Below are 24,188 nucleotides of genomic sequence, written 5' to 3'. Positions count from 1 at the left end.
GGGGAGGTGATCAGCGGGGTGGCGTTTCAGATGAGGTGTTCGATGCCGTCGGTGGACTCGGCCGCGGTGCCGAAGCGGCTCCAGGCGTAGGTGAGGGCGTCGCCGTCGCGGTGGCCGAGGTCGGTGACGCGGCCGACGACGAGGGTGTGGTCGCCGCCGTCGTACGCCCGCCAGGGCTCGCACTCCACCCATGCCAGGGGATTCGCGAGGCGGGGCACCCGGGCCCCGGTCACCCAGCGGGGCTCGGCGGCACCGTGCGCCCCGGCGAACAGCCGGGCCAGCGGCTCCTGTTCGGCACCGAGGATGTTGACGCAGAAGGAGCTGTCGATCAGCTGGTCGTGGCAGCGGGCGCGTCGGGCGACGCTGACGAGCACCAGTGCGGGATCGGCGGAGACGGACGTGAAGGAGTTCATGGTCGCGCCCCGGGGACCGTCCTCGCCCGCGTACGTCACGACGGTGACGCCGGTGGCGAACCGGGACATGCAGGCGCGCAGGGCGCCGGGGCTGGGAGGGGCGAGGGCTTGGGACATGAGGAGGACTCCTTGAGTCGATCGCCGACTGTGCCCGCCCCGAGAAGCCGGGGAGGGACGGCGCCTGGTCCGGCAGGCCGGGGACGAAGCGCGTGAGATCCCGACCAAAGCAGATAATCAAAGCTTTGACTATTTGGACGGTACTCGCACCGCGCGCTCTTGGGAAGCCCTCCCGATACTAGACGTACCGTTTCGGTCATGCTTTCCTGCTCGCTGTGACGCCCGTCTCGATGGCCGCTTCGTCTACGACCAGAACCTGGGGACGCGCAGAACGACCCTCTCCACGACGCATCACGGTCCTGACCGGAGAGGACCACTGAGCACTGGTCACCTCGTCCGCGCTCTTCGCGCGCTCGCATCGACCCCGTTCCACACCCCGGAAGGCACCCGCTCATGGCCGCATCACACCCCCAAGCCGCCTCCCCCGGCGGCGACAGACCCCTCCGCTCGGTTTTCGGGCTCGCCCGAATCCACCGCCACCATGGCGTCGCCCCACTGGTGGCCCGCACGCTGAGCGGGCTCGTACTGCTCCTCCACGGCCTGCAGAAGATCGTCGACGGGATCTCCGGATTCGCCGCGTTCCTGCAGCAGCAACTCGATGTACCCGATCCCGCACTGATGGCCTGGGTTGTGGCGCTGCTGGAGGCCGCGGGAGGAACCCTCCTCCTGATCGGCCTGGTCTCGCGGCTCACGGCAGCCCTGCTGATCGTGCATCTCGGCCTCGCCATCGCCCTGGTGAACGGGGACGTCGGCTTCTTCACCCCGGCATCAGGCCCGGTCTCCGGCTCCGGAGCGGAGTTCCCTCTCATGGTCATCGCTGCCCTGCTGGTGGTCGTCCTCGCCGGCCCGGGGCCGCTCGCAGTCGACCGCTTCATAGGCCTGGAACGCGGCGACGCCCTGACCGGCCCCGGGCCGGCAGGGGACAGCGAGACGTCACGGCCCGCCCCCGCCCAGCCCCCCGCCGTCCGCGCCGCGGCCGTTGGCGGCCTCATCGGCGGAGTTGTCGGTGCCGCGATGAGCGCCGTCGTCAACTACACCGCCGTCGGCATGCCCAGCGGTGTCGGCGCCAACACGGCCAACCACGCGGTCTCGGGACTGATCAGCGGATTCCTCGCGGGCTTCGTCGGGATCCTGATGCACCAGCGCAGATCGTCCGCACCTGGGGCAACGAACACCACCGCGCATGAGGTATCCGGAAGTTGACCGCAGCGCTGCCGCCGAGCCCACCCGTCTTCCGACACCGCCGGAGGGCGGGTGGGCTCGGACGAACGAAACGATACGTACCGCACATGACCAGGGGGCGGAATGCTGAGCTCCCGCCCGGCGAGATCCCCAGGGGTACGCCGTGCCCGGCCTCCGAAGGCGGGCCGGAGGCCGGGCGGTCGTCCGGCCTACACTCCTGGTGTGAATCACGAGCAGCCGGACAACGAGGACCTGCATTTCTGGTCGTTCATCGATCATGCGGTCAACCGCGCGAGCCGTGAGCTCCCGGGCGTCGATCCGCTGGCGATGCGGCTGGTGCTCACCCTCCACCGGGCCGCGAACATGCTGGTCTACGACCTGGAATCAACCGTCCACCGGCCCCGGGGATGGTCCTGGCCCGGCTTCCGCGTGCTGTTCGCGATCTGGCTGTCGAGCCCCGTCGAGGCGAAGAAGGTCGCCGAGCTGTCCGGCATGAGTCGCGCGGCCGTGTCGGCGCTGGTGAACACGCTGGAGCGGGACGGTCTCGTCACCAAGGCGCGCGCCCCGCACGACGGGCGCGCGGTCAACCTCAGCCTCACCGAGAGCGGTCTGCACGCGATCACCACGGCGTTCCAGGCGCACAACGAACGCGAACAGGAGTGGGCGGGCTCTCTCAGCGCGGACGAACAGAAAACGCTCATCGCACTGCTGGAGAAGCTCACCGCCCACTCACTGCGATTCGAGGTGAAGCAACGGACGTGACGGCGGCTACCTCACGAGGTTGCGCTGCGTGCCGAGCCCGGTGATCTCGCTCTCCATCACATCGCCCGCGCGCAGGAACCGGCCGTAGTGCGAGCCGTTGCCCTGCGGAGAGCCGGTGATGATCATGTCGCCCGGCCGCAGCGTCACCCGGTGTGAGATGTACGAGATGAGGGCGGCCACCCCGAAGATCATGTCGTTGGTGTTGCCCTTCTGCATGACCTTGCCGTTGAGCCGGAGGGTGATGTCGAGGTCCTGCGGGTAGGGGACGAACCGCGCCGGCACGAGGTAGGGGCCCGTGGGGTAGAACGTGGGCTGGTTCTTCGCCCGCATCCAGTCGGTCCCCATCATCGGGATGTCCGGTCGCGGCACCAGGCTGCGCGTCGTCAGGTCGTTGCAGACGGTGTACCCGGCGACGTGGTCCAGTGCCTCGTCACGGCTCACCTCGCGTGCCTCGCGCCCGATGACCACGCCCAGTTCGAGTTCCCAGTCGTGGTTCTCCCCGATGGAGGGCAGGATGACGTCGTCGTACGGGCCGCTGATCGCGGACGGGACGCCCACCCACACGTACGGCTCGCCGTGCGCGGCGCGTTCGTCCATCTCCCGGGCGGCCTGCTCGCGCAGTTCCTCCTCGGTGGCGTCCGCCGTCCCCAGGCGGTGCGCCACGGTGATCTGGATGACGTGCTCGCGGTAGTTGGCCCCGGCGCCGAAGATCTGGCCGGGCGGCTGGACCGGGGCGAGCACCGTCAGCTCGCCGACCGGCCGCCCGTCGCCCTCGGGTGCGTCGGCCAGGGACTGGAGCGCTTCCAGCGACGCTTCCCAGTCAGCCAGCAGGTCCAGTGTGGTCGTGGCCGCGGGCAGGACGGTCCGGGTGTCGTACACCCTGTCGTCCACGACGATGCCGGGGAAGGGACCGGACTGTCCGTCGGCGAACGTTCCCAGCGAGAAGGGGGTCTGGCTCATGGTTTCCTCATGCTTTCCGGCGGGTGTGGGCGAACTCCGCGTATTCCTGGAGCAGCGCGCTGTCGTCCACCGCGCCCAGGTCCACGACGTCGCTCAGGGAAGCTCCCTGCAGCAGGCGCTTGACCGGCACCTCTATCTTCTTTCCCGTGCGGGTGTGCGGGATCCCGCGCATGGGCACGACCTCGTCGGGCACGTGCCGCGGTGACAGCTCCTCCCGGAGCACCTGGTTGACGCGGTGCGCCACCGCTTCGGGGTCGGCGTCCTCCTGGAGGGCGACGAACAGCGGCATGTAGTAGGCGTCCTCGCCCAGTTCGGCGCCCACGACGAGGGCTTCGCGCACCTCGGGGAGCGCCTCGACGACCCGGTAGATGTCCGCCGGACCCATGCGCACGCCCTGCCGGTTCAGGGTGGAGTCCGAGCGGCCGTGGATCACACTGCTGCCGTCGGGCTCGAACTCGATGAAGTCCCCGTGCCGCCAGGCTCCGGCGTACACGGAGAAGTAGCTCTCCCGATAGCGCCGGCCGTCGGGGTCGTTCCAGAAGCAGACCGGCATCGAGGGCATCGGCTGCGTGATCACCAGCTCGCCCCGCTCGCCGACCACGGGCTTGCCGTCCTCGTCCCAGGCTTCGACACGGACGCCCAGGGCGGGTGCCTGGATGCGCCCCACGCGGACGGGCAGTGTGGGGGCGCCGCCGACGAAGATCGAGCACACGTCGGTGCCACCGCTCATGGAGGTCAGCCACACGTCGCCGAGCCGGTCGTGGACCCAGCGGAAACCGTCGGTGGACAGTGGTGACCCGGTCACCTGCACCGTGCGCAGTGCGCCGGGCTCGGGGGCGAGACCGGCCTTGAGGCAGGCGTGCAGGTATCCGGCGCTGACACCGAGTGTGTCGACGTCGTGTTCGTCGGAGACACGGAAGACGCGCCCCAGGTCGGGGCGGACCGGGTTCCCGTCCAGCAGCACGATCGTGGCGCCGACCGCGAGCCCGGAGACCAGCATGTTCCACACCACCCAGCTGGTGCTGGCGACGTTGAGGAAGCGGTCGCCGGCCCTCAGGTCCGAGTGCAGCCGCAGGACCTTGAGGTGTTCCAGGAGGACACCGCCATGGCCATGCACGATGCCCTTGGGTGCCCCGGTGGTACCGGAGGAGAACAGCACCCACAGCGGGTGGTCGAAGGGCAGATCGTCGAACTCCGGCTCGCCTCCTCCAGCCGTGACCGTGCACCAGAGCGACACGGGGCGGTCCGCCGGGGGCAGACTTCCCGGGCGCAGGTGGTCGATCCAGAGCACGTGCTCCACCGACGGCAGCCGGTCGATCACGGTGCGCATCTCGTCCGTGCGCTCGTGCGTGCGTCCGCCGTAGTGGTAGCCGTCCGTGAGCATCAGGACCTTGGGCTCCAGCTGGGCGAACCGCGAGAGCACCCCGTCCGCGCCGAACTCCGGAGAGCACACCGACCACACGGCCCCCACCGCGGCACAGGCGAGGAGCCCTACGACCGCCTCCGCGCGGTTGGGCAGGACGGCGGCCACCCGGTCGCCGTGGGCCACGCCCATCCGGCGCAGCGCGGCGGAGAGGGCGGCGACCTGGCCGCGCAGCTCGGCTCGCGAGAGCTTGTGGGACGTGCCGTCGTCGTCCACGACGACGAGCGCCTCGCCCGGGCAGCGGCGCAGCACATGCTCGGCATAGTTCACGGTTCGGCCGGGAAACCACGTGCCTCCGGGCATCTCCCGGGGAGCCACCGGGCCGGTCGGGGTACCTCCGAGCCGTACGTCCTCGAACTCGGCGACGGACTCCCAGAACCGGCCCAGGTCCTGTGTCGACCAGCGCCAGAGATCCAGGTAGTCGTCGCCGCCGTCGTAGTCCTTCAGCCCACGGCGGTAGCGAGCCAGTTCGCTGCCCTCCTGCCGGGCAGGGCTCGGCGTCCACAGGATGTCGTGCGCGGTGCTCATGAGACAGCGGTGTCGACGGGCAGGGCACCGATGAGGACGAAGGCCACGCGGCAGGTCGAGTCGCCGCGGTTGGACCAGGAGTGGCTCGTACCTCGCTGGATGATCACGTCACCGGCCCTGGCGAGGGTCTCTCCCTCGTCCGTCAGCAGCCATATCTCGCCCTCCAGGACGAGGGCGTAGTCCAGGCTGTCGGTGCGGTGGAACCAGAAGTGGCGGTCGCCGGCGGCGGGGGGCGCGGCGGCGCGGGCGTGTTCGCCGTCGATGTCGTCGAAGAGGGAGTCGGCGGCGGCGTCGGTGTAGGCGCCGTCGGGCGGGAAGCTCGCGATCCGGAAGACCGTTCCTCCGAGCTTGGGGTACATCGGCACCTGGACGTCGGCGGAGGCCGCGTCCTGGTTGCCGTCGTTGCTGACATCGCCCGGTTCGGTCTGCCAGGGGACGATCGCGCCGAATCCCTCGACGGCGTCCGACACGAAGACGTTCGGGGCCGGGCCGTCGCTGATGACCGTGGAGCGGCCGTCGGCGGTGTGGCCGGTGACGATGCGCCGCACCGGCTTGATGGTGTGCGGGTTGGTCATCTGTCCTGGTCCCGTCGTCAGTTCGCCGGCGTACCGAAGGGGTACGGGCGGGGCTCGGGCCACCAGGGTGCCTTGTCCGGCTCGGCGCTCATGCGGTTGCGCAGGACACCGACGCCTTCCAGTTCGAGTTCGACGACGTCGCCGGGCGACAGCCGCCGGTCCAGCTCCAGACCGGAGCCGTTGGGCAGGGTGCCGGAGCCGATGAGGTCGCCGGGCTGAAGCCGGTCGCTGATGGAGACGTAGGCGAGCAGTTCTTCCGGCGTGTAGATCATTCCCTCGGCACTGGTCTCGCTCCAGACCTCGCCGTTGACGCGGACCACACCCTTGAGTCCGTCGACGGAGGGCAGCTCGTCGACGGTCGTGATCCACGGACCGATGCCGTACGCGTAGTCCTTGCACTTCTGCGGGCCCATGCCCATGCCCATCTCGGGCCCCTGGATGTCACGGGCGCTGAAGTCGTTGAAGATCGTGACGCCGAACAGGTGGGCGCGGGCGCCGTCGGGGGTCAGGTTACGGCCCGCGGCTGCCACGATGAGGCCCATCTCCAGTTCGTAGTCGACGAATTCGGAGTAGCCGGGGTAGGGGATCTCCTCGTCGTGGCCGTAGACCACTCCGGTGGATCCCTTGAAGTAGCCGGGAGTCTTGAAGAGTTGGGGGTTGGGCAGTCCGCCGCCCACCTTCTCGGAGAAGCCCTTCATGTGTGCCGGGAAGGTCAGGCCGTCACGGATGACCGGCGGGTCGACGGCCGCCACCCAGGACAGCCCCTCGATCGGCAGCGAGGCGTCGTCGGCGGCCCGGTCCACGGCCCAGTGGGCGGCGTCGAGGAACGCCGGCCCGGCGGCGATCGCGGCGGCCATGCTCGACGGGAAGTGGGCGGCGGCCAGCCGGCGGGCCGCGTCCGGCGTCGCGTGCTGCGCCTGCCTGCCCAGGACATAGGCCCTGGCCAGGTCGATGACCCTGCCCTCGTCGGGCCGTACGGCGACGAGCCTGATCTGCTCGCCGTCGGGGGAAGGTGTTGAGATCCGTCCCAGCTTCATGTTTACAGCTCCTCTACCTATTCGAAACGTTTCGTATCGTATGGCGAACGAATTGCCTTGTCGATCCCCTACTGACATTGGGAGGTGAGGCCGTGCGTGGGGTAGTTTCACTTCGTGGCTGTACGAAGCGAATCGAGTCGTCGAGCGATTCTCGACGCGACCATGGACCTCCTTGTCCGCGACGGCAGGCGCGCCATCACGGTGCAGAAACTGACCATGGAGGCGATCGCCAAGCGGGCCAAGGTCAGCAAGGCGACGATCTACCGGTGGTGGCCGAACAAGGCCGCGGTCGTCATCGACGCCTTCATGGAGAACCACCTGGCGCACACCCGCATCCCCGAAGGGGTGCCGGTGCGCGAGGCCCTTCTGACGCACCTCAAGTCGCTGATCTCCCGCTACGCCGGCCCGCAGGGCAAGCTGGTCGCCCAGATCATCGCCGAGGGGCAGTACGACCCCGAGACGATGGCCAACTTCCGCGCGCGGTTCTGGCAGGAGCGCGCCGCGGCCGTCGAGAAGCTGATGCGCAGGGGAATCGACGAGGGCGTCTTCCGGTCCGACCTCGATCCGGCGTCGGCAGCCCAGATGTTCTACGCCCCGGTCTACTTCCACCTCCTCTTCGGCGGCGTCCCGCTTGACGACACGCTCGCGGAACAGCTCGTGGACCTGGGGATCCGCGGCCTGGCAGCGCATCCGTCACCGGACGAGGAGTCCTGAGCCCCTCCGCCCGGCGGCGTCACGAGCGCACCTCGGGCCTCGGGGCGGTCACACCGGCGGTGCGATGAACACCCCCCGGTCCGGGTCGTTGAACATCTCCCTGGACACGAAGTCGTTCATCGGGTTGGAGGTCCCCCACACGTCCGAGGTCTCCGGGTCGTCGGTGCTGTACAGGTGGGGGTGCCAGGTGTCCTCGTCCAGGGTCTCCAGCTCCGTGGTGTATTCCATGGTGTTGCCGTTGGGGTCGTGGAAGTACGTGAAGGTGTTGTCCCCGGCGCGGTGCCGGCCGGGGCCCCAGACCTTGTGGATCCCGTCGCGCATCAGGCGGCCGCTGCCGCGCATGTACTCCTCCAGACCGCGCATCTCGAAGGACGCGTGGTGCAGCGAGACATGGGGACAGCGCGCGATCGCCATGCTGTGGTGCTGGGGGTTGCAGCGCAGGAACCACATGATCCCGCCGAGCTGCGGGTGCACGTTGGTGTCCGAGAGCCGGAAGTCCAGGTACTTCTCGTAGAAGGCCATCATGCGTTCGGGCTCGGGAGAGTTGAGCACCACGTGGGACAGCCGCACCGGGATGTCCTCGCGCTCCTCGATCCTGCGGTGGGTGCGGGCGGCCACCTCGGTGGAGATCTCGATGGTCCGTCCCTCCACGTCGAAGAACCGGAAGCCGTAACCGCCGCCGGGCGTCTGGAGTTTGTCCGGATCGCTCACCAGCTGCACGCCGTCGGTGGCGAGGCGGGTGGCGAGGCCGTCCACCGTGGCGCGGTCGGCGGCGCCGAAGGAGACGAGGTCGAGGCGCTTGTCCGCGGAGCGACGAACCCGGACGACGTACTGCTCCGGCGAGCCCTCGGCGGCGAAGTAGGTGACGTCGCCGTCGGAACCGACCTTGGTCAGCCCCCACTGCTGCTCGTAGAAGGCGACCTGCTTGTCGTAGTCCTGAACTGCGATGTCGACGTGACGAAGGTGGGTGATGGGCTGGTCGGGCATGGTGAACTCCTGTGGGGGAAACAGTGTCTGCGCGCGGGCCGGTCAGTGCTGTGCGGTGGTCTCCTGGCGCGGCGGGCTCATCTCGCGCCGGGGCTCCAGGGCGCCCGCGAGGGGCAGGAGCCGGAGCAGCGCTTCGAGCTCTTCGGGACTGTGCGCCGTCCCGAGCACATAGCGGTCGGGACGGACCAGGACGGCAGGGGCCTCGACCGACGTGAGCAGTTGGCCGACGTGCTGGGGGGAGGTCAGTACGGCGACCTCGGGCTCCTCCTCCAGCGCCTCGCGTACGGGACCGGGCAGCCCGGCCTGCAGTTCTGGCGTGGCCGCGAGCAGGAACCGGCGTCCCACGAGGTCGTCGAGACGGGTCCCGTCAGGCAGCATCGGCTGCATCGAGAGCCGTCCGCCGTGCGGGTCGGCGGGGCCGGTGTGCACACCCGGGCCCAGGGCTGGTGCGGGCGGGTAGCTGTCGGCCGGATTGGCGCGGATGTGCGCGTCCCGCCGGGCAGCCATCACGGGGTCGGTGGTCTGGACGAGTCCGGCCATCGTCGCCGCCTGCTGGACCCAGTACCTGGCGTGGTCCTTGCGTTCGGACTCGTAGGTGTCGAGCAGGGACTCGGGGGCTCTGCCGCGTGAGACGAGCCGGATCTTCCATACGAGGTTGGCCACGTCCCGCAGGCCGGCACACAGTCCCTGGCCGAACAGCGGAGGGGCCAGGTGAGCGGCGTCACCCGCGAGGAACACGTTGCCGACCCGCCATGACGTGGCCAGCCGTGCACGGAAGGTGTAGATGACGCTGCGGTCAGGTTCGAAGTTCTGCGGCGTGAGAACACCTCGGCTCAACCGGGCGATGCCCGCCGGTGTGGCGATCTCCTCCGGGTCGTCTCCGGGGAGAACCTTGAACTCCATGCGCACCCGGTCACCGGGGAGCCTGATCCAGAGCGCAGGACGGGTGTGCCGGCCGAGGAAGACCATGTCACCCTCGATTCCCGCCGTCCCCCGCAGGTGTCCGTCGACGACGAGCCACGGATCGTCGGTGCCGAGGTTCTCGCCGGATATCCCGAGCGTGCGCCTGACGGTCGAGGTGCCGCCGTCACAGGCGACGACCCATCGCGCGGTGAGTGTCCGTGTCGTGCCCTCCGGGGTGCGGACGATGCAGCGGACCGAGTCGTCACTTTGCTGGATGTCCAGCAACGTGGTGCCGAGCCGGAGTTCCACGTCGGCAAGCCGCGCCACTTCGGTGCGCAGCAGCCCGTCGACCTCGGGCTGATGGAACAGGACCTCCGAGTGCCATGCCTGCGGCCCCATCTGCCCCGTGGCATGAGACACCAGGGTCTCGCCGGCCTCGTTCTCCATGCGGTAGTCGCACATCGGTTTGACCCGGGCGGAGAGTTCCTCGCCCAGGCCCATGGCCTGGAAGGAACGCACGGTCTCACCGTCGAAGTGCACGGCCCGCGCCTGTCGCCACAGCTCGGGCTCGCGTTCGATCCCCACGGCCCGTACGCCGGCGTGGCCCAGCAACGCGAGGGCCATCACCCCGACGGGTCCACCACCGACAACGATGACTTCACAGTCCTGTGACACCTGAACTCCATTAGCGGCTCTGGTACTTGGATGTACCGTTTTGATCTCTGCACCCCCGCGCGTCCGCCGGACGACCCGGGCGCTCGGCATCTGACGACAGGGCCTAGCGACCCGACGCGTGCCCTGACACGGCCGGTCCGTCCACCTCGTCGGTGTCCGCGCCCGCCGGACGGACGCGGTGCTCCTCGTGGCCGGCTCGTCCGGACGAACCGCCTGGGACCGGATCACTCCCCAGCGACGGCTTCTCGTCCGCCACCGCGATCCGCACCCCCCGCCCGCTGAACTCGGCGATGACGTCGTCACCCCGCCGCACCGTGACCTCACAGATCACCGAACGGCCCTTCCAGGAGCGGGTCACCGCTTCGGCGATCAGGTCGTCACCGAGGTGGCCGGGGCGCCGGAAGGCGATGTCCGCGCTCGCCGTGACGACCGGCGGACCGAAGCTGTTGACGGCACAGGCGAAGGTGGTGTCGGCCAGCGCGAACACGAGCCCTCCGTGCACGATCGCGTGACCGTTGACCATGTCCGGCCGGACCCGCATCCCTGCGCGCGCCCGCCCATCGGCTGCCGAATCGACCCGAATTCCGAGGAGTTCGCGGGTACGGTCCTCGCTGAGCATGCGACGCACGCTCTTCGCCACCGGGCCGTCGTCCGTGACGGGTCCCGCGTCATCGCGATGGCCGTCGGACGTAACCAGGTCGGGCGTCATGGACGCAGCTCCAGACCGAGCGGGCGGCCGTCGTACAGGTCGTCGACACCAGGCGCCCGGTCGGGCATCATGCCGAGCTTGTCCCGCATCGTCAGGACGCACTCCAGACCGGCGCGAGCAGGCGCCAGTGAGGCGGGGCGCGTGCGCAGCGCGGCCCGCGCCGAGGCCGGTCCGTACCCGCCTCGCGTCAGCACGTCCACGATCTGTTCGTCCTCGGTGGCGTGCAGCCATTGCCGCGCCCGGTCGAGGGCCGTGAGGTAGAGCGAGAGGTTCTCCCGTCCCGCCTGCCGCGCCGTGGGACCGGCCACGACGGCCTGTCCGGGGAAGTCCGGCACCTCGTCCTCGACCGCGAGCAGCGAGACGAACCCCTCCTGCCGGGCCAGCTCGTCCAGCGGCGGGCCCAGCCACGTCGCATCGATCTGCCGTGAGCGCAGGGCCTCGAAGCGCTCACGCACACCGCCCACCGATTCGAACTCGTACGCGTCGGGCGGGAGGCCGTGGTGGCCGAGGAGATGACGCAGCACGACGGCGAAGCCGTTGTCGGGCGCGTCCACGCCGAGCACGGCGCCCCGCAGGTCTTCCAGCCCCCTCACCGAGGGCTGTGCGACCAGCCGGAGCGGCGTCGTCGACTCGATCTCGGCGACGACCCGCAGGTCGCCTCCGCGGGAGTTCCAGACGACCAGGTTGTCGATGGCCGTGACGCCCACGTCGACGTCGTCGGTCAGCAGTCGGTCACGCTGGTCCGTCGACGACTCGATCAGCACGGTCTCGATCTCAAGGCCGGCGTGAGCGAAGAAGCCAAGCTCGTCGGCGACGACACATACGGGCGGCGGAACGAACACCGCCTGTCGAAAGCACGCCGTCATTGGAGTGCTCCTCTCTGCACGAGGTGCCCACACACTAAGTCAACCGAAACGGAACGTCTAGGATCGCAACCGGTAATTTTTTGCTGTCCGCGGTACACGGCGACACGATCACGCGACAGCACACATCACCGTCCTTGACCTGACCAAACGATGTTCTCGACGCGCACCCCTACCCCTCGGCACGCACAGTCGGAACCCCCCGGCACAGCCCGGGCAACCCTCGCTTCATTCGAAACGGACCGTTTAGCATTCCCTGCAGTGGAGAGCCGCCAAAGAGTCGGCACACCACGCACTCGTTCGCCACCTTGAGAGGTGCATGACATGCCCGAAGCCGTCGTAGTAGCCGCCGCCCGCACGCCCATCGGGCGCGCCGTCAAGGGTTCCCTGAGGGACGTACGCCCCGATGATCTCGCGGTGACGGCGGTCCACGCGGCCCTCGACCAGCTGCCCGCACTGGACCCGACACGGATCGACGACCTTCATCTCGGCTGCGCCGAGCCGAGCGGCGAGCACGGTGCCAACATCGCCCGGCGGGTGGCCGTCCAGCTGGGGCTGGACGAGGTGCCCGGTACCACGGTCAACCGTTTCTGCTCATCCTCGTTGCAGACCGCCCGCATGGCCTTCCACGCCATCAAGGCGGGAGAAGGTCACGTCTTCGTCAGCGCGGGTGTGGAATGCGTCTCCCGCTACCGGCACTTCGGATCCACCGGAGCGGACGCCGACGACGTTGCGAACCCGGCATTCGAGCAGGCCAGGGGCCGCACCGCGGAGGACGCGCGAACCAACCGCCGGTGGACCGATCCCCGCTCCGACGGCCTGCTGCCCGATGTCTACATAGGCATGGGACAGACCGCGGAGAACGTGGCGGGCCTCCGCGGAATCAGCCGTCAGGAGCAGGATCGCTACGCCCTGCGCAGCCAGCAGCTGTACGCCGAGGCCGTCGAGTCCGGGTTCCACGCCCGCGAGATCACCCCTGTCCGGCTGGCCGACGGCACGGTGATCGCGACCGACGACAGCCCACGCCCCGGCACGACGTACGAGGCCCTCGCAGGTCTTGCGCCGGCCTTCCGGCCGGGCGGCACGGTCACCGCCGGAAACTCCTGCCCGCTGAACGACGGAGCCGCCGCCGTGGTCATCATGAGCGATGTCAGGGCGCGGGAGCTCGGCGTCACTCCCCTGGCCAGGATCGTGGCCACCGGTGTGTCCGGCCTGTCCCCCGAGATCATGGGCCTGGGGCCGGTCGAGGCCACCCGACGGGCTCTCGCGCACGCCGGCCTGTCGGTCGGGGACATCGACCTGTTCGAGATGAACGAGGCGTTCGCCGTTCAGGTCATCGCCTCTCAGCGCGAACTCCGCATACCGCTGGACAGGCTCAACGTGCACGGTGGGGCCATCGCGCTGGGACATCCGTTCGGTGCGACCGGCGCGCGCATCATGACCACCTTGATCAACGGGCTGCGGACGCGCGACGCACAGTGGGGCGTGGAGACCATGTGCGTCGGAGGCGGGCAGGGTATGGCCATGGTGCTGGAACGCCTCAGCTGAGTGGCCCGTAGCCTGCGTGGGGTCGCCTGTCGGCCCGACCGGCCTCGGACGGACGCGAGGAGGAAGTCGGTCGGGTCCTGGCCGTCGTGGCCGACGCGACCGGTCCGCCGCAGCAGGCCGGTCGCTTCGGCAACCGGGTCCCCTCTCAGTCGAGGGGCCCGACGTCGTTCTCGGCAGCTGCGCCGACGGATTGCGCGGCCGGCGTGGGCTGCTGCTCGCCGGGCTGTTCGGCTTCCCACAGAGGGTGATGGCGCCTGGCCCAGGAGCGGGACACCAGGCCGGTGCGCAGGCCGGTGCGCGCCTCGGGGTCGTTGGACGCCATCCAGATATGACCGCAGACCAGGGCACCGATGAGCAGGGCCAGCCAGTCGTGGACGAACGTCGCCCCCGTGCGCAGGAACAGCGGGGTGAGACGCGGGAACCACATGATGAGGCCGGTGCCGATCATCACCAACACGGCTCCGGAGATCACTGCCGCGTACAGCTTCTGACCCGCGTTGAACTTCCCCGACCGGTGAGGACGCCGGCGCAGCGTCGCCCGCAGCCAGCCGCGGTCGTGCGGGCCGAACCGGTTCAGGCGGACGAGGTCGGCGCGGAAGGCCCGGGAGACCAGCCCGGCCAGCAGCGGGACCGGCACGGTGACCCCCGCCCACTCGTGCACGGTCACCAGCAGGCTTCGCCGGCCGATGAGCTCCGCCAGTGCGGGCAGGTAGAGGAAGGCGGCGGTGACCAGGGCGGTGCCCATCAGCGCGGCCGTGGTGCGGTGGATCCAGCGCTCCGCGGCGGTGAAGCGCCGTATCAGCTCGGACGGTTCAGCCGGTCGAGTCATCGTCGCGTCCGTTCGACCTGCCGACCCACGCGTCGATGTCGTAGCCGCGCGGCTCCCAGTAGCCGGGTATGACCCGGTCGGTGACCGTGATCCCGGCGAGCCACTTCGCCGACTTGTAGAAGTACATCGGCGCGGCATACAGCCGTACGGGACCGCCGTGCGCGGCGGTGACCGCCTTGTCCTGCATCTCGTAGGCGACGAGCATGTCGGGGCGCCGCGCCTGCTCCAGGGTGAGGCTTTCGGTGTACACGCCGTCGAAGCAGGTGAAGTGCACGGCTTTCGCCTGCGGTTTCACCCCGGCCGTCGCCAGCAGGTGGGACAGCCGTACCCCGGCGAAAGGCGTCTGCGGCACCCGCCAGCCGGTGACGCACTGGACGTCCCGGACCAGACGGGTGCGCGGCATGGCTTTCAGCTGCTCCAGTGTGTAGGTCGCCGGGCGGTCGACGAGGCCGTTCACCGTGAGCCGGTAGTCGGCGGAAGAGCGATGCGGGATGCTGTCGGCCACCGAGTAGAAGCGGAAACCCCCGCCGCCCGGCAGCAGCCCGGTCAGGCCGGTGGGGTCCTTGCTGCTCACCGTGGCGAGCAGGCCGTCCGTCACATCCTGCAGGCGCCCGCCGACGGGCACCGCGACGGCGCCGAGTCCGAGGATGCCGAGGATGACCCGTCGCCCGACCGGCCTGCCCTCGCGGTCCGCGTTCTCGGTCAAGCCCTCTCTCCCGCCCGCAGCTTCCTGACTCCGCCGACGAGGAGGATCGCGCCGACGACGGCCACGAACACCCCGATCACCAGCCACTGGGCCTGCCCGGACATGCCGCTGCCGCCGACCGCCCCGGATCCCTGCAGGCTCCACACCACACCGAAGAAGAGCAGCAGAACCCCGACGACCAACCGTATCCAGATCTTCATACCGTGTGCTCCCAGGAAGCTGTCGAAGACTCACGCGGGTCAGTACGCCGGACCCGACCCCGCCGGCACCGGGCCGGTGTGTCTGGAGCGTGGGTCATGAGGATGTTGATCATCCGCTCACAGTCACGCTATACCGGAAGACGGAGCTCAATAAGTACAACGCTCAACTTCATACGCCAAACTCACCGGTAGCACTGGTCGGCCCACCCCGCGGACGACAACGGCTCAGCACATCAGGTCCGCCTTGGAGATGCGGCCGTGGACGCCCTTGACGATGTCGACCACCTGGGAGACGTGGAAGTCGGCGGCCGCGCTGAGGTAGGCGAGGCCGACGGGGCCGGGGATGCCGAACCGGTCCGTGAGGAGGGTGAGTGCGTCGCGTACGGCGTTGCGCAGGGCCTCGTCGAGGTCGCGGTCGAGGCCCAGCACGATGTGCTCGGTCGGCGTTTCCGCGAAGGGTGCGCGCAGCCGGGCGGCCAGGGAGCGGGTCGCCGGGTCCGTGTGGACGGTGAGGCGGAGGGTGGCGCGCAGGGGGGCCTCGAAGGCGGTGAGGGCGACTTCGCCATCGCCCTGGGAGAAGTGCGGGTCGCCGACGTAGAAGAGGGCCTCGGGGACCTGGACGGGGAGGAAGAGCCGGGCGCCGGTGCCGAGGTGGCGGACGTCGATGTTGCCGCCGTGCGGGCCCGGCGGGACGGAGTGGACGGGGGATTCGGTGGCCGGGGCGACGCCCATGATGCCCAGGAACGGGCGGAGCGGGAAGGCGAGTTGGCGGCCGTCGCCCACCGGGAGCCGCCCCCGGCCGTCCTCGCCCACGGTGGCGACCAGGCTGACCGGCTCGTCCAGAGGTGTCGGCGGGTATTCGCCGGGCAGGGCGCCCTTGCCGTGCCGGTTGCTGATCACTCCGTAGGGAGCGCGGCGGAGCAGGGTCAGGACCTCGACCTCCAGTACGTCGCCGGGCCGGGCGCCGATCAGTGCCACGGGCCCGGTGACGACGTGCGGGCCGTGCGTGAGCGGCAGGTGTTCGCGTGCGGAGGCGGCCAGTTCGACGGCGTCGTGCAGCAGGCCGTTCGCGGCGATGCCGGCCGCCCCGAAGAAGGCGGCCGGATCGCGGCCCTGGTCCTCGAGGATGCCCTCGTGGCTGATGGTGTCGAAGGTGACGGTCTCGCCCGAGCGGACGGTCAGCGCCGGTTTCGCGGTGGCGTTGGGCAGCAGGCCCCAGTGCACGCGGGTCGGGTCGGCGGCGAGGTAGTGGTCACCGTCCAGGAGGCCGAGTCCGGGTTGGAGGAGGTTCACTTCAGGGCCTCCCGCAGGGCTCCGGCGGTGAGGGTGAACCCGAAGCACTGGCGGACGTTGTAGAGGGTGGCGTCCATGCAGTACGCGGGCGAGGTGGTGGCCACCGCGTCCTCCACCATGACGACGTCGTAGCCGAGGTTCGCGGCGTCCATGAGGGTGGCCAGGACGCACTGGTCGGCGTTGACGCCGGCGAACAGGAGCGTGTCGACCCGCAGGTTGCGCAGCACGCTGTCCAGCTCGGTGTCCTGGAAGCCGCTCATCCGGTACTTGGCGACGTGGAGGTCGCCGTCCGCGGTCTCCAGCCCGGCGACGATCGCGGCCGAGGGGCTGCTCCGCTCCAGTACCCGGCCACCCGGGAGCGGGGCGCCGATGCCGCCGCCGATGCCCTCCGGGTCGTAGACGTGCAGTACGCCGGGCGGGAGGTTGGCCCGGTCGGGGCGGTTGCCCCAGTTGAGCCAGATGACGGGGACGCCGGCGGCGCGCAGCGGGGGCAGCAGGCCCGCGATGACGGGGATGGGGGCACGCGCGGCGGTCACGTCCACGCCGATGGAGGCGAGCCAGCCGTCGGGCGAGCAGAAGTCGTTCTGCATGTCGACGACGATCAGCGCGGTCGCGGCGAGGTCGGCGGTCACGGTCTGTGGCAGGGCCTCGACGGTGACCGGGTGCGGGTCGCGGTGCGGGCGGGCCAGGACGACGGCCTTGCCGTTCGCCCGCCAGGCATTGCGGGAGTTCGGCCCGATCAGGCCGTGGGCCTCAGGCATGCGCGGGGTTCCTCGAATCGGTGATGAAGTCCAGCAGGGCTCGGTCGGTGCCCCGGGCGCCCAGCGCGCACAGGCCCACGGGCAACGAGCGCACCCGCAGCAGCGGGGCGACGACCGCCGGGAGTCCGGCCAGGGAGGCGAGGCAGGTCAGCCGGAGGGTGGCGGCACGGACGGCCTCCACCTCCTCGGGCGGCGCGTCGGCGAGCGGGGCGGGGCCACTCGTGGCGGGCAGCAGCAGGGCGGTCCCGGGCGGAAGTACGGCGTCCAGCGCCTTCCGCGCGTCGGACAGGACCTGTTCCGCCTGCGCCCGCTCGGCCGCGCTCACCCGGCGTCCGTTCTCGAAGCGCGCCGCGACGTCCGGGGCGAGCGCGCCCGGGTGACGGGTGATCCACGCGCCGTGCTGCTCCCAGGCCTCAGCGGCCTGGACGGTGCGGAAGGCGGCGAACCACTCCTGCAGGTGCCCGGCGGCTCCGGTGCGGGCATGCGCCAGGGGCAGCGCCGTACGCAGGGTCAGTGCCCGGCAGGCGGCCTCGAAGGAGGCGCGGACCTCGGGTTCCGCGAGCGAGACCAGTTCCTCGTCCACCATGCACTGGGTGATCGGCGCGGTGGTGTCACCCGGTGTCAGCAGCGCCTCGGCCGCCGTCCGCAGCAGGACGGGGTCGCGGGCCAGGAGTCCGGCGGTGTCGAACGAGGGGGCCAGCGCCAGCAAGCCCCCGTCGGGGGTGGCGCCGTGGGTGGGCCGCCAGCCGTACAGGCCGCAGTAGGAGGCGGGAACGCGGATCGATCCGGCGGTGTCGGTGGCCAGCCCCAGGTCCGCCCAGCCGCGGGCCACGGCGGCGGCCGGGCCGCTGCTGGAGCCGCCGGTGATCCGGCCGGGTGCGGCGGGGTTGGCGGGGGTGCCGTAGTGCGGATTGGTGCCGGCGAGGCTGAAGGCGAGTTCGTCGGTCTGGGCGATGCCGGTGAGTTCGGCACCCGCGTCGAGCAACTGCCGCACGGCATCTGCATTTTCGGGCTCTGTGCGGGCCTCGGCCAGCCAGGCGGGGTTGCCCGCGCCGACGCGCTGTCCCGCCACCGCGAACAGGTCCTTCACCGCGAGGCGGACATGGGCGACCGGGCCCTGTTCGGTGGACGCCACGAGCGGCCCGTCGGCGACCCGCCACACCGCCGGGTCCGGGCGGTCGTCCGGCGTCGGCGCGGATACGGCGCTCACGTGCGCGGCGGCGATCCGCCACCCGGCGCCGGTGTGCTGCCACACCTGCGTCTGGAGCCCGCGCGTACCGTCCTGCCGCCGTGTCTCGACGGTCACGACCGCGACCTCGGCCGCCGGACGGACCACGTGCACCCGCTCGACCACCCGGGCGGGAGCCCCTCCCCTCCCCCGCCGGAAGTCGGCGATGGCGGTGTGGCCCACCAGGACGTTGTCGCCCTCGGCGCGCAGGGTGTCGGGCGCGTCGAGGAACCAGTGGTCCAGCCCGGTCAGGTCGTTGGCGGCGAGCGCCTGTTCGTAGGCCCAGAAGGCGGCGAGGAGATCCATGCTCACGGCGTTCCCGCTCGCAGGACGGCCAGATCCTGCTCGTCCAGGGCGGCGACCGGTCCACGCTCGATGAGATCCGCGAAGCCCTCGTCGGGGGCCATCACAGTAAGGGTGTAGAGGCGTTCGGTGGCGGACGTGTTCACGATGCGGTGCTTGGAGCCGACGGGCAGGACCAGGACGTCACCGGGGGCGAGGTCGCGTTCGTGCTCGTCGCTGGCGGCGCGGCCCTGGCCGGCGAGCACGACGAACGTCTCGACGGACTCGGGGTGCCAGTTGAGGGGCTGGGCGCCGCCCGGTTCCCAGACCTCGAAGACGACCGTCGTGGGCGAGCCGTCCCGGGGGCCGGTGAGCACGGCGAGCTTGACGGTGTCGCCGGCGGTGATGTGGTGGGCGGTGACGTTGCGCAGGGGAGTGTGGAGCGGGGGGTTGGCCATGGAGGGCTCCCTCAGGAGGTCAAGGGGCGGTCGGGCAGGAAGCGCGCGCATTCCCGCAACGCGGCGGCGGCCGCGGAGACGGACGCGTCGACGAGCTTGCGGCCCAGTTCGGGCGTGGCTCCCGTGGGATCGCCGATGAGGCCGTTGCCGGTGGCGAAGTCGTCGCTCGTCCAACCGAAGGACACCGGCTTGCCGAAGCCGATGTGCTCGTACGCGGTGAGGTGTTCGGGGACGCTGCGGCGCGCCTGTGTCATGTCCACCAGGTCCGGGTGGAGGTGGAGCATGGCGGCGGTTTCCTTGTGTCCGCCGTGCACGCCCATGCCGAACTCCGCGGCCGGGGACGTGCCGCCCTGGTCGGCGGGGAGGGAGGCGTGCAGCAGGAAGGTGCGCAGGCCGTGGCGGGTGCGCAGTTCGCGCAGGGCGACACCGAGCAGGGCGCTGTTGCCGCCGTGCGCGTTGAGGAAGGCGAGTCTGCGTACGGGGCCTGCGGCCAGGGAGCGGCCGAGGTCGTCGAGGACGGACAGCAGGGTGCGGGCACTGAGCCACAGCGTGCCCGCGGACCAGGCGTGCTCGTCGGACTTGGTGTAGGCGAGGCCCGGCAGCAGCGTGATGTCGCAGCTCTCCCCCGCGAGCCGGGCGGCGCCCTCGGCGACGGCTTCGGCCATGTAGTAGTCGGTGGCGACAGGCAGATGGGGCCCGTGCTGCTCGATCGCGCCGACCGGCAGCACGGCGACGGTGTCCTCGCCGAACCGCTCGATCTCCGGGCCGCTGAGGTCGATGAAACGGGTGAAGGTCACGGCGTCTCCTGCGAGGTGGCGGGAATCTTGCCGGGGTTGAGCAGGCCCAGCGGGTCGGTGGTAAGAGCCGTCTCCCGGACCATGTCCAGACGGCGGTCGACGTACCAGTTGTGCGGGCTGTGCACCCGGACGCCCAGGGCTTCCAGGGCGGCTGTGCCGTCGTAGACGGTCTGTTCGTCCTGGTAGCGGGCCATGAGCATGCCGACCGTGCCGGAGCGCATGCCCTCCAGGTGGAGCAGGGTGTCCGGGAAGACTTTCCGGATCTCGGTGGTGTCACCGAGGAGGACGTCACCGCCGATCTCCAGATGGAACCAGCCGTCCTCGGCCGTCATGAGGTGGTATGTGGGGTGGTTGAAGGACATCGAGCTGATCAGCGCCGGGCCGTCCGGTGCGGGCCGGATGTCGAGGACGCTGCCGCCGTGCGACCGGACGATCGCCCGTGCCTGGTCTACGGCCTCCTCCTCGATGATCGCGCGCACACTCAGGGCCGTGGGGTCCAGCGCCGGGTCGGGCCGGTAGACCCCCACGAGGCCGGCCTCGTCCAGCGAGGCCAGGCGCGGTGCCGGTTCGAGGCGTACGAGTGCCGACAGCGCGGCGGTCGCGGACGCCCAGTCGGCGAAGGCCGCGAACAGGCCCGTCCAGGTGCGGGCGCGCTGGAGCCGTACGGTCGCGGTGGCGATGATCCCGGTGGTGCCGTAGGCGTGGATGTACGGCAGTGCCTCCGCGTCCCGGACGGTGCAGGGCTCGGCGTTCGCCGTGCAGGGCACGACCGTCAACTCCTGCACGAAACCATCGCTGTTGGTCTTGTGCACGAGGGACCCGGTGCCGCCGCTTCCGCCGGAGAGGAAGCCGCCGACCGTGGTGCCGAAGGTGGACGGGAACATCCACAGCTCCTGGCCCAGGGTGCGGGCGTGGCCTTCGAGGTCTGACATCCTCGCCCCGGCCTCGGCGCGGATCCAGCCGTCGCCGGCGTCGAGGATCCGGCCGCAGCCGGTGAGGTCGAGGACTGCGCCGTCGTACAGGGGGATCGCCTGGCCGTAGTTGCCGGTGCCCTTGCCGCGCGGGGTGAGGGGGATGCGGTGGCGGTGGGCCAGGGCCAGGATGCCCGGGATCTGCTCGTGCGCGGTGGGGCGCAGGACGGCCTCGGCGTGTCCGGCGGGAAGTCGCGCGGACAGGATGGGCGACATGTGCGCCCAGTCGCAGGAGGCCTTCTCCCGTGCCGCCGGGTCGCGGATCACCCCGGCGGTGCCGAGGAGTTCGGTGGCCTCGGCGCAGAACTCCTCGATCCCCGGCGTGGGCCGGCGTTCCGTCATGCCCGGAGCCCGTACGTCGTGGACGAGTTCGGTGAGTGCGGACAGGTTCGCGGTCGTCATCACTTCAGTCCGATCGAGTGGTCGATGAACTCGTCGGTCGCCAGGTCCTGCGCGGTCAGTCCCGCCTTGACCTTGGCGCCGCTCTGCTCGACGAGGGGGGTGAAGGTCTTCAGGGCGGAGGCGACGCGCTTCGTGTCGAAGCTCCCGACGCTTCCGTCGGCCTCGTTTCCGAGGATGCCGAGCTTGACCATCTGCTTCGCGGCGAAGGTGCCGGTGCCCTCGGAGTAGACCCAGCCGGTGTTGTACTGCTGGACCAGGTCGGCGATGAGCTTGACGGTCGCCGACGGCTTGGCCGCGAAGTCGGCGGCCGACTGCTGCAGGACGGGAACGAGCTTCTTCAGGCAGGGGCTGAGCGACTTCAGCTCGCCGCTGCGCACCGAGAGGGCTTCCGGGTAGACGTTGTAGCCGACGTCCGCGAGCAGCTGGTATTTGATCGGCTTCTTCCAGGCCGACACCTCGTGCTGGTAGATGTACGGCTCGGCGGTGGCGAAGCCCTGCTGGGCAATGCTCGGGTTGGACACGAAGCGGGCGGGCGCACCGTCGTAACTCCCGTCCAGCTGACTCTTCTTGATCAGGCCTTTGGAGACCAGCAGCGAGGCGTAGGTACTGCCGTCCACGTAGACGACCTTCGCGTTCGACTTTCCGATGTCGGCGATCGTCTTCCAGTCGGGGTGGGTGGCGGGGTCCCACATCAGGACCTGCGGGCTCTTCTTCATCAGTGCGGCGACGGCCGTGACCGGCTGCTTGGCGGACGCCGTGATCGCCACGTCGGTGGTGACCGTGCCGAGGGTGATGCTCTTGTCGACGTACATCTGCGAGGGGACGGTCTGGTAGCCGATGGCGGAGCCGCCGGCCCGGATCTGGATGTCGACGCCGGTGTCCTTGCCGCCGATGACCAGGGGTCCGGTGATCCGCTTCTTGGCGGTGTCGACGGTGTACCCGGGGCCGACGAGGTTGTAGAGGGGGCCGTGTTCGGCCTCGGGCTCCCAGTCGACCTGGACGACGACCGTCTTGGGGCAGACGCCGGCCAGGTTCTGCGCGGCGGGAGCCGCCTGGAGCTTGTCGGCGGAGCCGGTGGAGGCCGTGGAGCCACCGCCGCAGGCGGTGACCGATACCAGGGCGATCACGGAGGAAACGGATACGACTGCGACGCGTCTGGCGGAAGAGGGCATGACTGAACTCCCTGAGGGACGGGCGAGGAGGAGGGAGAGGCGGGAGCGGGCTACGGCCGGTCGGCCGAGGCGTGCCAGGAGCCCACGGCGAGCCGGGCCACGAGGGTGAAGACGGCGAAGACCGCGACGCCGAAGAGCGAGGCGAGGATGATCGCGGCGAACAGGTCCTCGGACTGCAACCGGGAGCGGTAGACGTCGAGCAGGGTCCCGATGCCGGGTTCACCCTGCTTGAAGAACATGTCACCGACGATCGCGCCGATCACGGACAGGCCGGAGGAGGTGCGCAGACCGGTGAAGACCGAGGGGAGGGCGGCGGGCAGTTCGAGCTTGCGCAGCCGGGCCCAGCGGCTCGCCCGCTGGAGGGTGAACAGGTCGTGGTGGGCACGGTCGACCGACTGGATGCCGAACAAGGTGTTGGCGATCATCGGGAAGAGGGCGATCAGAACACAGACGACCACCCGACTGGTGAAGCCGAAGCCGAACCAGAGGCCGATCAGCGGCACGATCGCGAGGATCGGCACGGTCTGCAGAATGACCGCGTAGGGGTACAGGGAGCGCTCCAGCCAGCGGGCCCTGCTCATCAGCACCGCCGCCGTCACCCCCAGCAGGGAGGCGATGAGCAGCCCGACGAGCGCGACCTGCGCCGTGAGCCACAGAGCCTGGAGCATCGGCTGCAGATGGGTCCAGTCGAGGAAGGACACGGTCAGGACCTGCTGCGGGGGCGGGACGAGGAAGCGACGGTCGGGGCTGAGCAGCAGGTAGCTCGCGGCGTACCAGACGCCGATGGCCGCGCCGAGCGAGCCGAGCGGGGTGAGCACGGTGGCGGGCCGGATCCGGCGCCGACGGGCCTGCCGCGCGGTCTTCGTCAACTCCGGTGCCATTACGGCCACTTCGGCCGGGGCGGTGATGTCGGCGCTCACTGGAACCCTCCACGCAGTGCGGCGGAGACCTCGCCGGCGATACGGCCGAACTCGGGGTCGTAGCGCAGCCCGGCCGGGCGGGGATGAGAGAAGGGGACGTCGAAGGAGGCGGTGATCCGCCCGGGGCGTGCCGACATCACCACGACCCGGCCGGCCAGGAAGACGGCCTCGGTCACCGAGTGGGTGATGAACAGGGCGGCGAAGCCGGTCTCGGCGTAGATGCGCTGGAGTTCCTCCTGCATACGCAGGCGGGTCATCTCGTCGAGGGCGCCGAACGGTTCGTCGAGGAGGAACAGCGAGGGCCGCGCCATGAGGGCGCGGGCCAGGGACACACGCATCCGCATGCCTCCGGACAACTGCCCCGGCAACTGCTTCTCGAAGCCCTCCAGACCCACCAGCCGAAGGGCGTCCAGCGCCCGCTCGCGCCGTTCGGACTTGGGGGTCCCGGTGAGTTCGGCGGGGAGTTCGACGTTGGCGAGGACGGTGCGCCAGGGCAGCAGGGTCGGGTCCTGGAACACGTAGCCGACCGAGTCGGTGGGGGCGTGGACCGTGCCGCCGGAAGCGGTGTCCAGGCCGGAGGCGAGGCGGAGCAGGGTGGACTTGCCGCAGCCCGAGGGGCCGACGACGGCGACGAACTCACCTGGGGCGATGGAGAGTTCGAGGCCGGTCAGGGCGGTGGTCCCGTTGGCGAAGTGTTTGTCGACGCTCTCGAATCGCAGCGTCGCGTCGAGCGTCTCTTCAGCGATGGTCGGCACATCAGCTCCCTTCAGTGC

The 24,188-nt window shown here is 70.3% G+C and carries 25 protein-coding genes; 4 read left to right on the top strand and 21 right to left on the bottom strand.

Going from position 1 to position 24,188, the window contains the following annotated elements; all coding sequences use genetic code 11:
• Positions 1 to 26: 26 nt before the first annotated feature.
• Complete coding sequence (locus ACZ4UV_RS10405; RefSeq protein ID WP_316769213.1) at positions 27 to 530, bottom strand: flavin reductase family protein; 504 nt, start codon at positions 528 to 530, stop codon at positions 27 to 29.
• Between the two features lie 498 nt (positions 531 to 1,028).
• On the opposite strand from ACZ4UV_RS10405, the gene ACZ4UV_RS10400 reads away from it, so the two are divergent.
• Positions 1,029 to 1,733, top strand: a complete 705-nt coding sequence (locus ACZ4UV_RS10400; protein ID WP_451017706.1) for a DoxX family protein — start codon at positions 1,029 to 1,031, stop codon at positions 1,731 to 1,733.
• A gap of 201 nt (positions 1,734 to 1,934) precedes the next feature.
• Positions 1,935 to 2,474, top strand: coding sequence for a MarR family winged helix-turn-helix transcriptional regulator (locus ACZ4UV_RS10395; RefSeq protein WP_316769217.1), 540 nt, complete (start codon positions 1,935 to 1,937; stop codon positions 2,472 to 2,474).
• A 6-nt stretch (positions 2,475 to 2,480) separates the two neighbouring features.
• Here ACZ4UV_RS10395 and ACZ4UV_RS10390 read toward each other — a convergent pair whose 3' ends face one another.
• From ACZ4UV_RS10390 to ACZ4UV_RS10375, 4 genes are read right to left on the bottom strand one after another with little or no spacing between them, the layout of a single operon-like run.
• On the bottom strand, positions 2,481 to 3,434 hold the full coding sequence (locus tag ACZ4UV_RS10390) for a fumarylacetoacetate hydrolase family protein (RefSeq protein WP_316769220.1): 954 nt from the start codon (positions 3,432 to 3,434) through the stop codon (positions 2,481 to 2,483).
• Positions 3,435 to 3,441: 7 nt separating this feature from the next.
• Positions 3,442 to 5,385 (bottom strand): acetoacetate--CoA ligase, encoded by a 1,944-nt coding sequence (locus ACZ4UV_RS10385; protein ID WP_451017707.1) that lies wholly within the window; start codon positions 5,383 to 5,385, stop codon positions 3,442 to 3,444.
• Entirely contained in the window at positions 5,382 to 5,960 is a 579-nt protein-coding gene (locus ACZ4UV_RS10380; RefSeq protein WP_316769224.1) for a cupin domain-containing protein, read from the bottom strand. The genes ACZ4UV_RS10385 and ACZ4UV_RS10380 overlap by 4 nt, the downstream gene beginning before the upstream one ends.
• Before the next feature lie 17 nt (positions 5,961 to 5,977).
• A complete protein-coding gene (locus tag ACZ4UV_RS10375; RefSeq protein WP_451017709.1) occupies positions 5,978 to 6,997 on the bottom strand; it encodes a fumarylacetoacetate hydrolase family protein in 1,020 nt (339 codons plus the stop codon).
• A 114-nt stretch (positions 6,998 to 7,111) separates the two neighbouring features.
• Here ACZ4UV_RS10375 and ACZ4UV_RS10370 point away from each other — a divergent pair, with 114 nt between their 5' ends.
• Positions 7,112 to 7,711 (top strand): TetR/AcrR family transcriptional regulator, encoded by a 600-nt coding sequence (locus tag ACZ4UV_RS10370; RefSeq protein WP_316769227.1) that lies wholly within the window; start codon positions 7,112 to 7,114, stop codon positions 7,709 to 7,711.
• A gap of 48 nt (positions 7,712 to 7,759) precedes the next feature.
• On the opposite strand, the gene ACZ4UV_RS10365 is transcribed toward ACZ4UV_RS10370, so the two are convergent.
• The 4 genes from ACZ4UV_RS10365 to ACZ4UV_RS10350 all read right to left on the bottom strand — a co-directional run bounded on the left by ACZ4UV_RS10365 (position 7,760) and on the right by ACZ4UV_RS10350 (position 11,851).
• Complete coding sequence (locus tag ACZ4UV_RS10365; protein ID WP_316769229.1) at positions 7,760 to 8,698, bottom strand: VOC family protein; 939 nt, start codon at positions 8,696 to 8,698, stop codon at positions 7,760 to 7,762.
• 42 nt (positions 8,699 to 8,740) lie between these two features.
• Complete coding sequence (locus ACZ4UV_RS10360; protein WP_316769231.1) at positions 8,741 to 10,276, bottom strand: bifunctional 3-(3-hydroxy-phenyl)propionate/3-hydroxycinnamic acid hydroxylase; 1,536 nt, start codon at positions 10,274 to 10,276, stop codon at positions 8,741 to 8,743.
• Between the two features lie 103 nt (positions 10,277 to 10,379).
• The gene (locus ACZ4UV_RS10355; RefSeq protein WP_316769233.1) at positions 10,380 to 10,985 is read right to left on the bottom strand and encodes a PaaI family thioesterase; all 606 of its coding nucleotides are present in this window, start codon (positions 10,983 to 10,985) and stop codon (positions 10,380 to 10,382) included.
• Positions 10,982 to 11,851: an ABC transporter substrate-binding protein gene (locus ACZ4UV_RS10350; protein WP_316769235.1), complete on the bottom strand. Its 870-nt coding sequence runs from the start codon at positions 11,849 to 11,851 to the stop codon at positions 10,982 to 10,984. Before ACZ4UV_RS10350 ends, ACZ4UV_RS10355 begins: the two co-directional genes overlap by 4 nt.
• A 321-nt stretch (positions 11,852 to 12,172) precedes the next feature.
• Here ACZ4UV_RS10350 and ACZ4UV_RS10345 point away from each other — a divergent pair, with 321 nt between their 5' ends.
• On the top strand, positions 12,173 to 13,396 hold the full coding sequence (locus tag ACZ4UV_RS10345; protein WP_316769237.1) for an acetyl-CoA C-acetyltransferase: 1,224 nt from the start codon (positions 12,173 to 12,175) through the stop codon (positions 13,394 to 13,396).
• A 145-nt stretch (positions 13,397 to 13,541) separates the two neighbouring features.
• Here ACZ4UV_RS10345 and ACZ4UV_RS10340 read toward each other — a convergent pair whose 3' ends face one another.
• The 12 genes from ACZ4UV_RS10340 to ACZ4UV_RS10285 form a co-directional block, all read right to left on the bottom strand.
• Positions 13,542 to 14,225, bottom strand: a complete 684-nt coding sequence (locus tag ACZ4UV_RS10340) for a formate dehydrogenase subunit gamma (protein ID WP_316769239.1) — start codon at positions 14,223 to 14,225, stop codon at positions 13,542 to 13,544.
• Complete coding sequence (locus tag ACZ4UV_RS10335; RefSeq protein WP_390049254.1) at positions 14,209 to 14,931, bottom strand: molybdopterin-dependent oxidoreductase; 723 nt, start codon at positions 14,929 to 14,931, stop codon at positions 14,209 to 14,211. Before ACZ4UV_RS10335 ends, ACZ4UV_RS10340 begins: the two co-directional genes overlap by 17 nt.
• On the bottom strand, positions 14,928 to 15,131 hold the full coding sequence (locus tag ACZ4UV_RS10330; RefSeq protein ID WP_316769242.1) for a hypothetical protein: 204 nt from the start codon (positions 15,129 to 15,131) through the stop codon (positions 14,928 to 14,930). The genes ACZ4UV_RS10335 and ACZ4UV_RS10330 overlap by 4 nt, the downstream gene beginning before the upstream one ends.
• Positions 15,132 to 15,356: 225 nt before the next feature.
• Positions 15,357 to 16,424, bottom strand: a complete 1,068-nt coding sequence (locus ACZ4UV_RS10325) for an acetamidase/formamidase family protein (protein WP_316769244.1) — start codon at positions 16,422 to 16,424, stop codon at positions 15,357 to 15,359.
• Positions 16,421 to 17,185, bottom strand: coding sequence for a cysteine hydrolase family protein (locus ACZ4UV_RS10320; RefSeq protein ID WP_316769246.1), 765 nt, complete (start codon positions 17,183 to 17,185; stop codon positions 16,421 to 16,423). Before ACZ4UV_RS10320 ends, ACZ4UV_RS10325 begins: the two co-directional genes overlap by 4 nt.
• The gene (locus tag ACZ4UV_RS10315) at positions 17,178 to 18,719 is read right to left on the bottom strand and encodes an amidase (protein ID WP_467837924.1); all 1,542 of its coding nucleotides are present in this window, start codon (positions 18,717 to 18,719) and stop codon (positions 17,178 to 17,180) included. Before ACZ4UV_RS10315 ends, ACZ4UV_RS10320 begins: the two co-directional genes overlap by 8 nt.
• A gap of 2 nt (positions 18,720 to 18,721) precedes the next feature.
• Positions 18,722 to 19,153 carry a cupin domain-containing protein gene (locus ACZ4UV_RS10310; protein WP_316769248.1) on the bottom strand — a complete coding sequence of 144 codons (432 nt, stop codon included), beginning with the start codon at positions 19,151 to 19,153 and terminating at the stop codon, positions 18,722 to 18,724.
• Positions 19,154 to 19,164: 11 nt separating this feature from the next.
• Positions 19,165 to 19,950, bottom strand: coding sequence for a creatininase family protein (locus tag ACZ4UV_RS10305; protein WP_316769250.1), 786 nt, complete (start codon positions 19,948 to 19,950; stop codon positions 19,165 to 19,167).
• Positions 19,947 to 21,323 (bottom strand): FAD-binding oxidoreductase, encoded by a 1,377-nt coding sequence (locus tag ACZ4UV_RS10300; protein ID WP_316769252.1) that lies wholly within the window; start codon positions 21,321 to 21,323, stop codon positions 19,947 to 19,949. The genes ACZ4UV_RS10305 and ACZ4UV_RS10300 overlap by 4 nt, the downstream gene beginning before the upstream one ends.
• Entirely contained in the window at positions 21,323 to 22,450 is a 1,128-nt protein-coding gene (locus ACZ4UV_RS10295) for a substrate-binding domain-containing protein (RefSeq protein ID WP_451016311.1), read from the bottom strand. The genes ACZ4UV_RS10300 and ACZ4UV_RS10295 overlap by 1 nt, the downstream gene beginning before the upstream one ends.
• Before the next feature lie 95 nt (positions 22,451 to 22,545).
• On the bottom strand, positions 22,546 to 23,415 hold the full coding sequence (locus tag ACZ4UV_RS10290; RefSeq protein WP_316769255.1) for an ABC transporter permease: 870 nt from the start codon (positions 23,413 to 23,415) through the stop codon (positions 22,546 to 22,548).
• Positions 23,412 to 24,170 carry an ABC transporter ATP-binding protein gene (locus ACZ4UV_RS10285; RefSeq protein ID WP_316769257.1) on the bottom strand — a complete coding sequence of 253 codons (759 nt, stop codon included), beginning with the start codon at positions 24,168 to 24,170 and terminating at the stop codon, positions 23,412 to 23,414. Before ACZ4UV_RS10285 ends, ACZ4UV_RS10290 begins: the two co-directional genes overlap by 4 nt.
• Positions 24,171 to 24,188 lie beyond the last annotated feature (18 nt).

This window comes from Streptomyces sp. NPDC028289, from assembly GCF_055565975.1.
Note: the sequence above shows the minus strand (reverse complement) of the source record. Positions and strands in the feature narration are given on the sequence as shown.

Bases quoted from the DNA above. Each gene is read 5' to 3' on its own strand.
- ACZ4UV_RS10350 (WP_316769235.1), bottom strand. From the start codon at position 11,851: ATGACGGCGTGCTTTCGACAGGCGGTGTTCGTTCCGCCGCCCGTATGT.
- ACZ4UV_RS10385 (WP_451017707.1), bottom strand. From the start codon at position 5,385: ATGAGCACCGCGCACGACATCCTGTGGACGCCGAGCCCTGCCCGGCAG.
- ACZ4UV_RS10345 (WP_316769237.1), top strand. From the start codon at position 12,173: ATGCCCGAAGCCGTCGTAGTAGCCGCCGCCCGCACGCCCATCGGGCGC.
- ACZ4UV_RS10365 (WP_316769229.1), bottom strand. From the start codon at position 8,698: ATGCCCGACCAGCCCATCACCCACCTTCGTCACGTCGACATCGCAGTT.
- ACZ4UV_RS10320 (WP_316769246.1), bottom strand. From the start codon at position 17,185: ATGCCTGAGGCCCACGGCCTGATCGGGCCGAACTCCCGCAATGCCTGG.
- ACZ4UV_RS10300 (WP_316769252.1), bottom strand. From the start codon at position 21,323: ATGACGACCGCGAACCTGTCCGCACTCACCGAACTCGTCCACGACGTA.
- ACZ4UV_RS10340 (WP_316769239.1), bottom strand. From the start codon at position 14,225: ATGACTCGACCGGCTGAACCGTCCGAGCTGATACGGCGCTTCACCGCC.
- ACZ4UV_RS10330 (WP_316769242.1), bottom strand. From the start codon at position 15,131: ATGAAGATCTGGATACGGTTGGTCGTCGGGGTTCTGCTGCTCTTCTTC.
- ACZ4UV_RS10355 (WP_316769233.1), bottom strand. From the start codon at position 10,985: ATGACGCCCGACCTGGTTACGTCCGACGGCCATCGCGATGACGCGGGA.
- ACZ4UV_RS10310 (WP_316769248.1), bottom strand. From the start codon at position 19,153: ATGGCCAACCCCCCGCTCCACACTCCCCTGCGCAACGTCACCGCCCAC.
- ACZ4UV_RS10375 (WP_451017709.1), bottom strand. From the start codon at position 6,997: ATGAAGCTGGGACGGATCTCAACACCTTCCCCCGACGGCGAGCAGATC.
- ACZ4UV_RS10390 (WP_316769220.1), bottom strand. From the start codon at position 3,434: ATGAGCCAGACCCCCTTCTCGCTGGGAACGTTCGCCGACGGACAGTCC.
- ACZ4UV_RS10405 (WP_316769213.1), bottom strand. From the start codon at position 530: ATGTCCCAAGCCCTCGCCCCTCCCAGCCCCGGCGCCCTGCGCGCCTGC.
- ACZ4UV_RS10315 (WP_467837924.1), bottom strand. From the start codon at position 18,719: ATGGATCTCCTCGCCGCCTTCTGGGCCTACGAACAGGCGCTCGCCGCC.
- ACZ4UV_RS10380 (WP_316769224.1), bottom strand. From the start codon at position 5,960: ATGACCAACCCGCACACCATCAAGCCGGTGCGGCGCATCGTCACCGGC.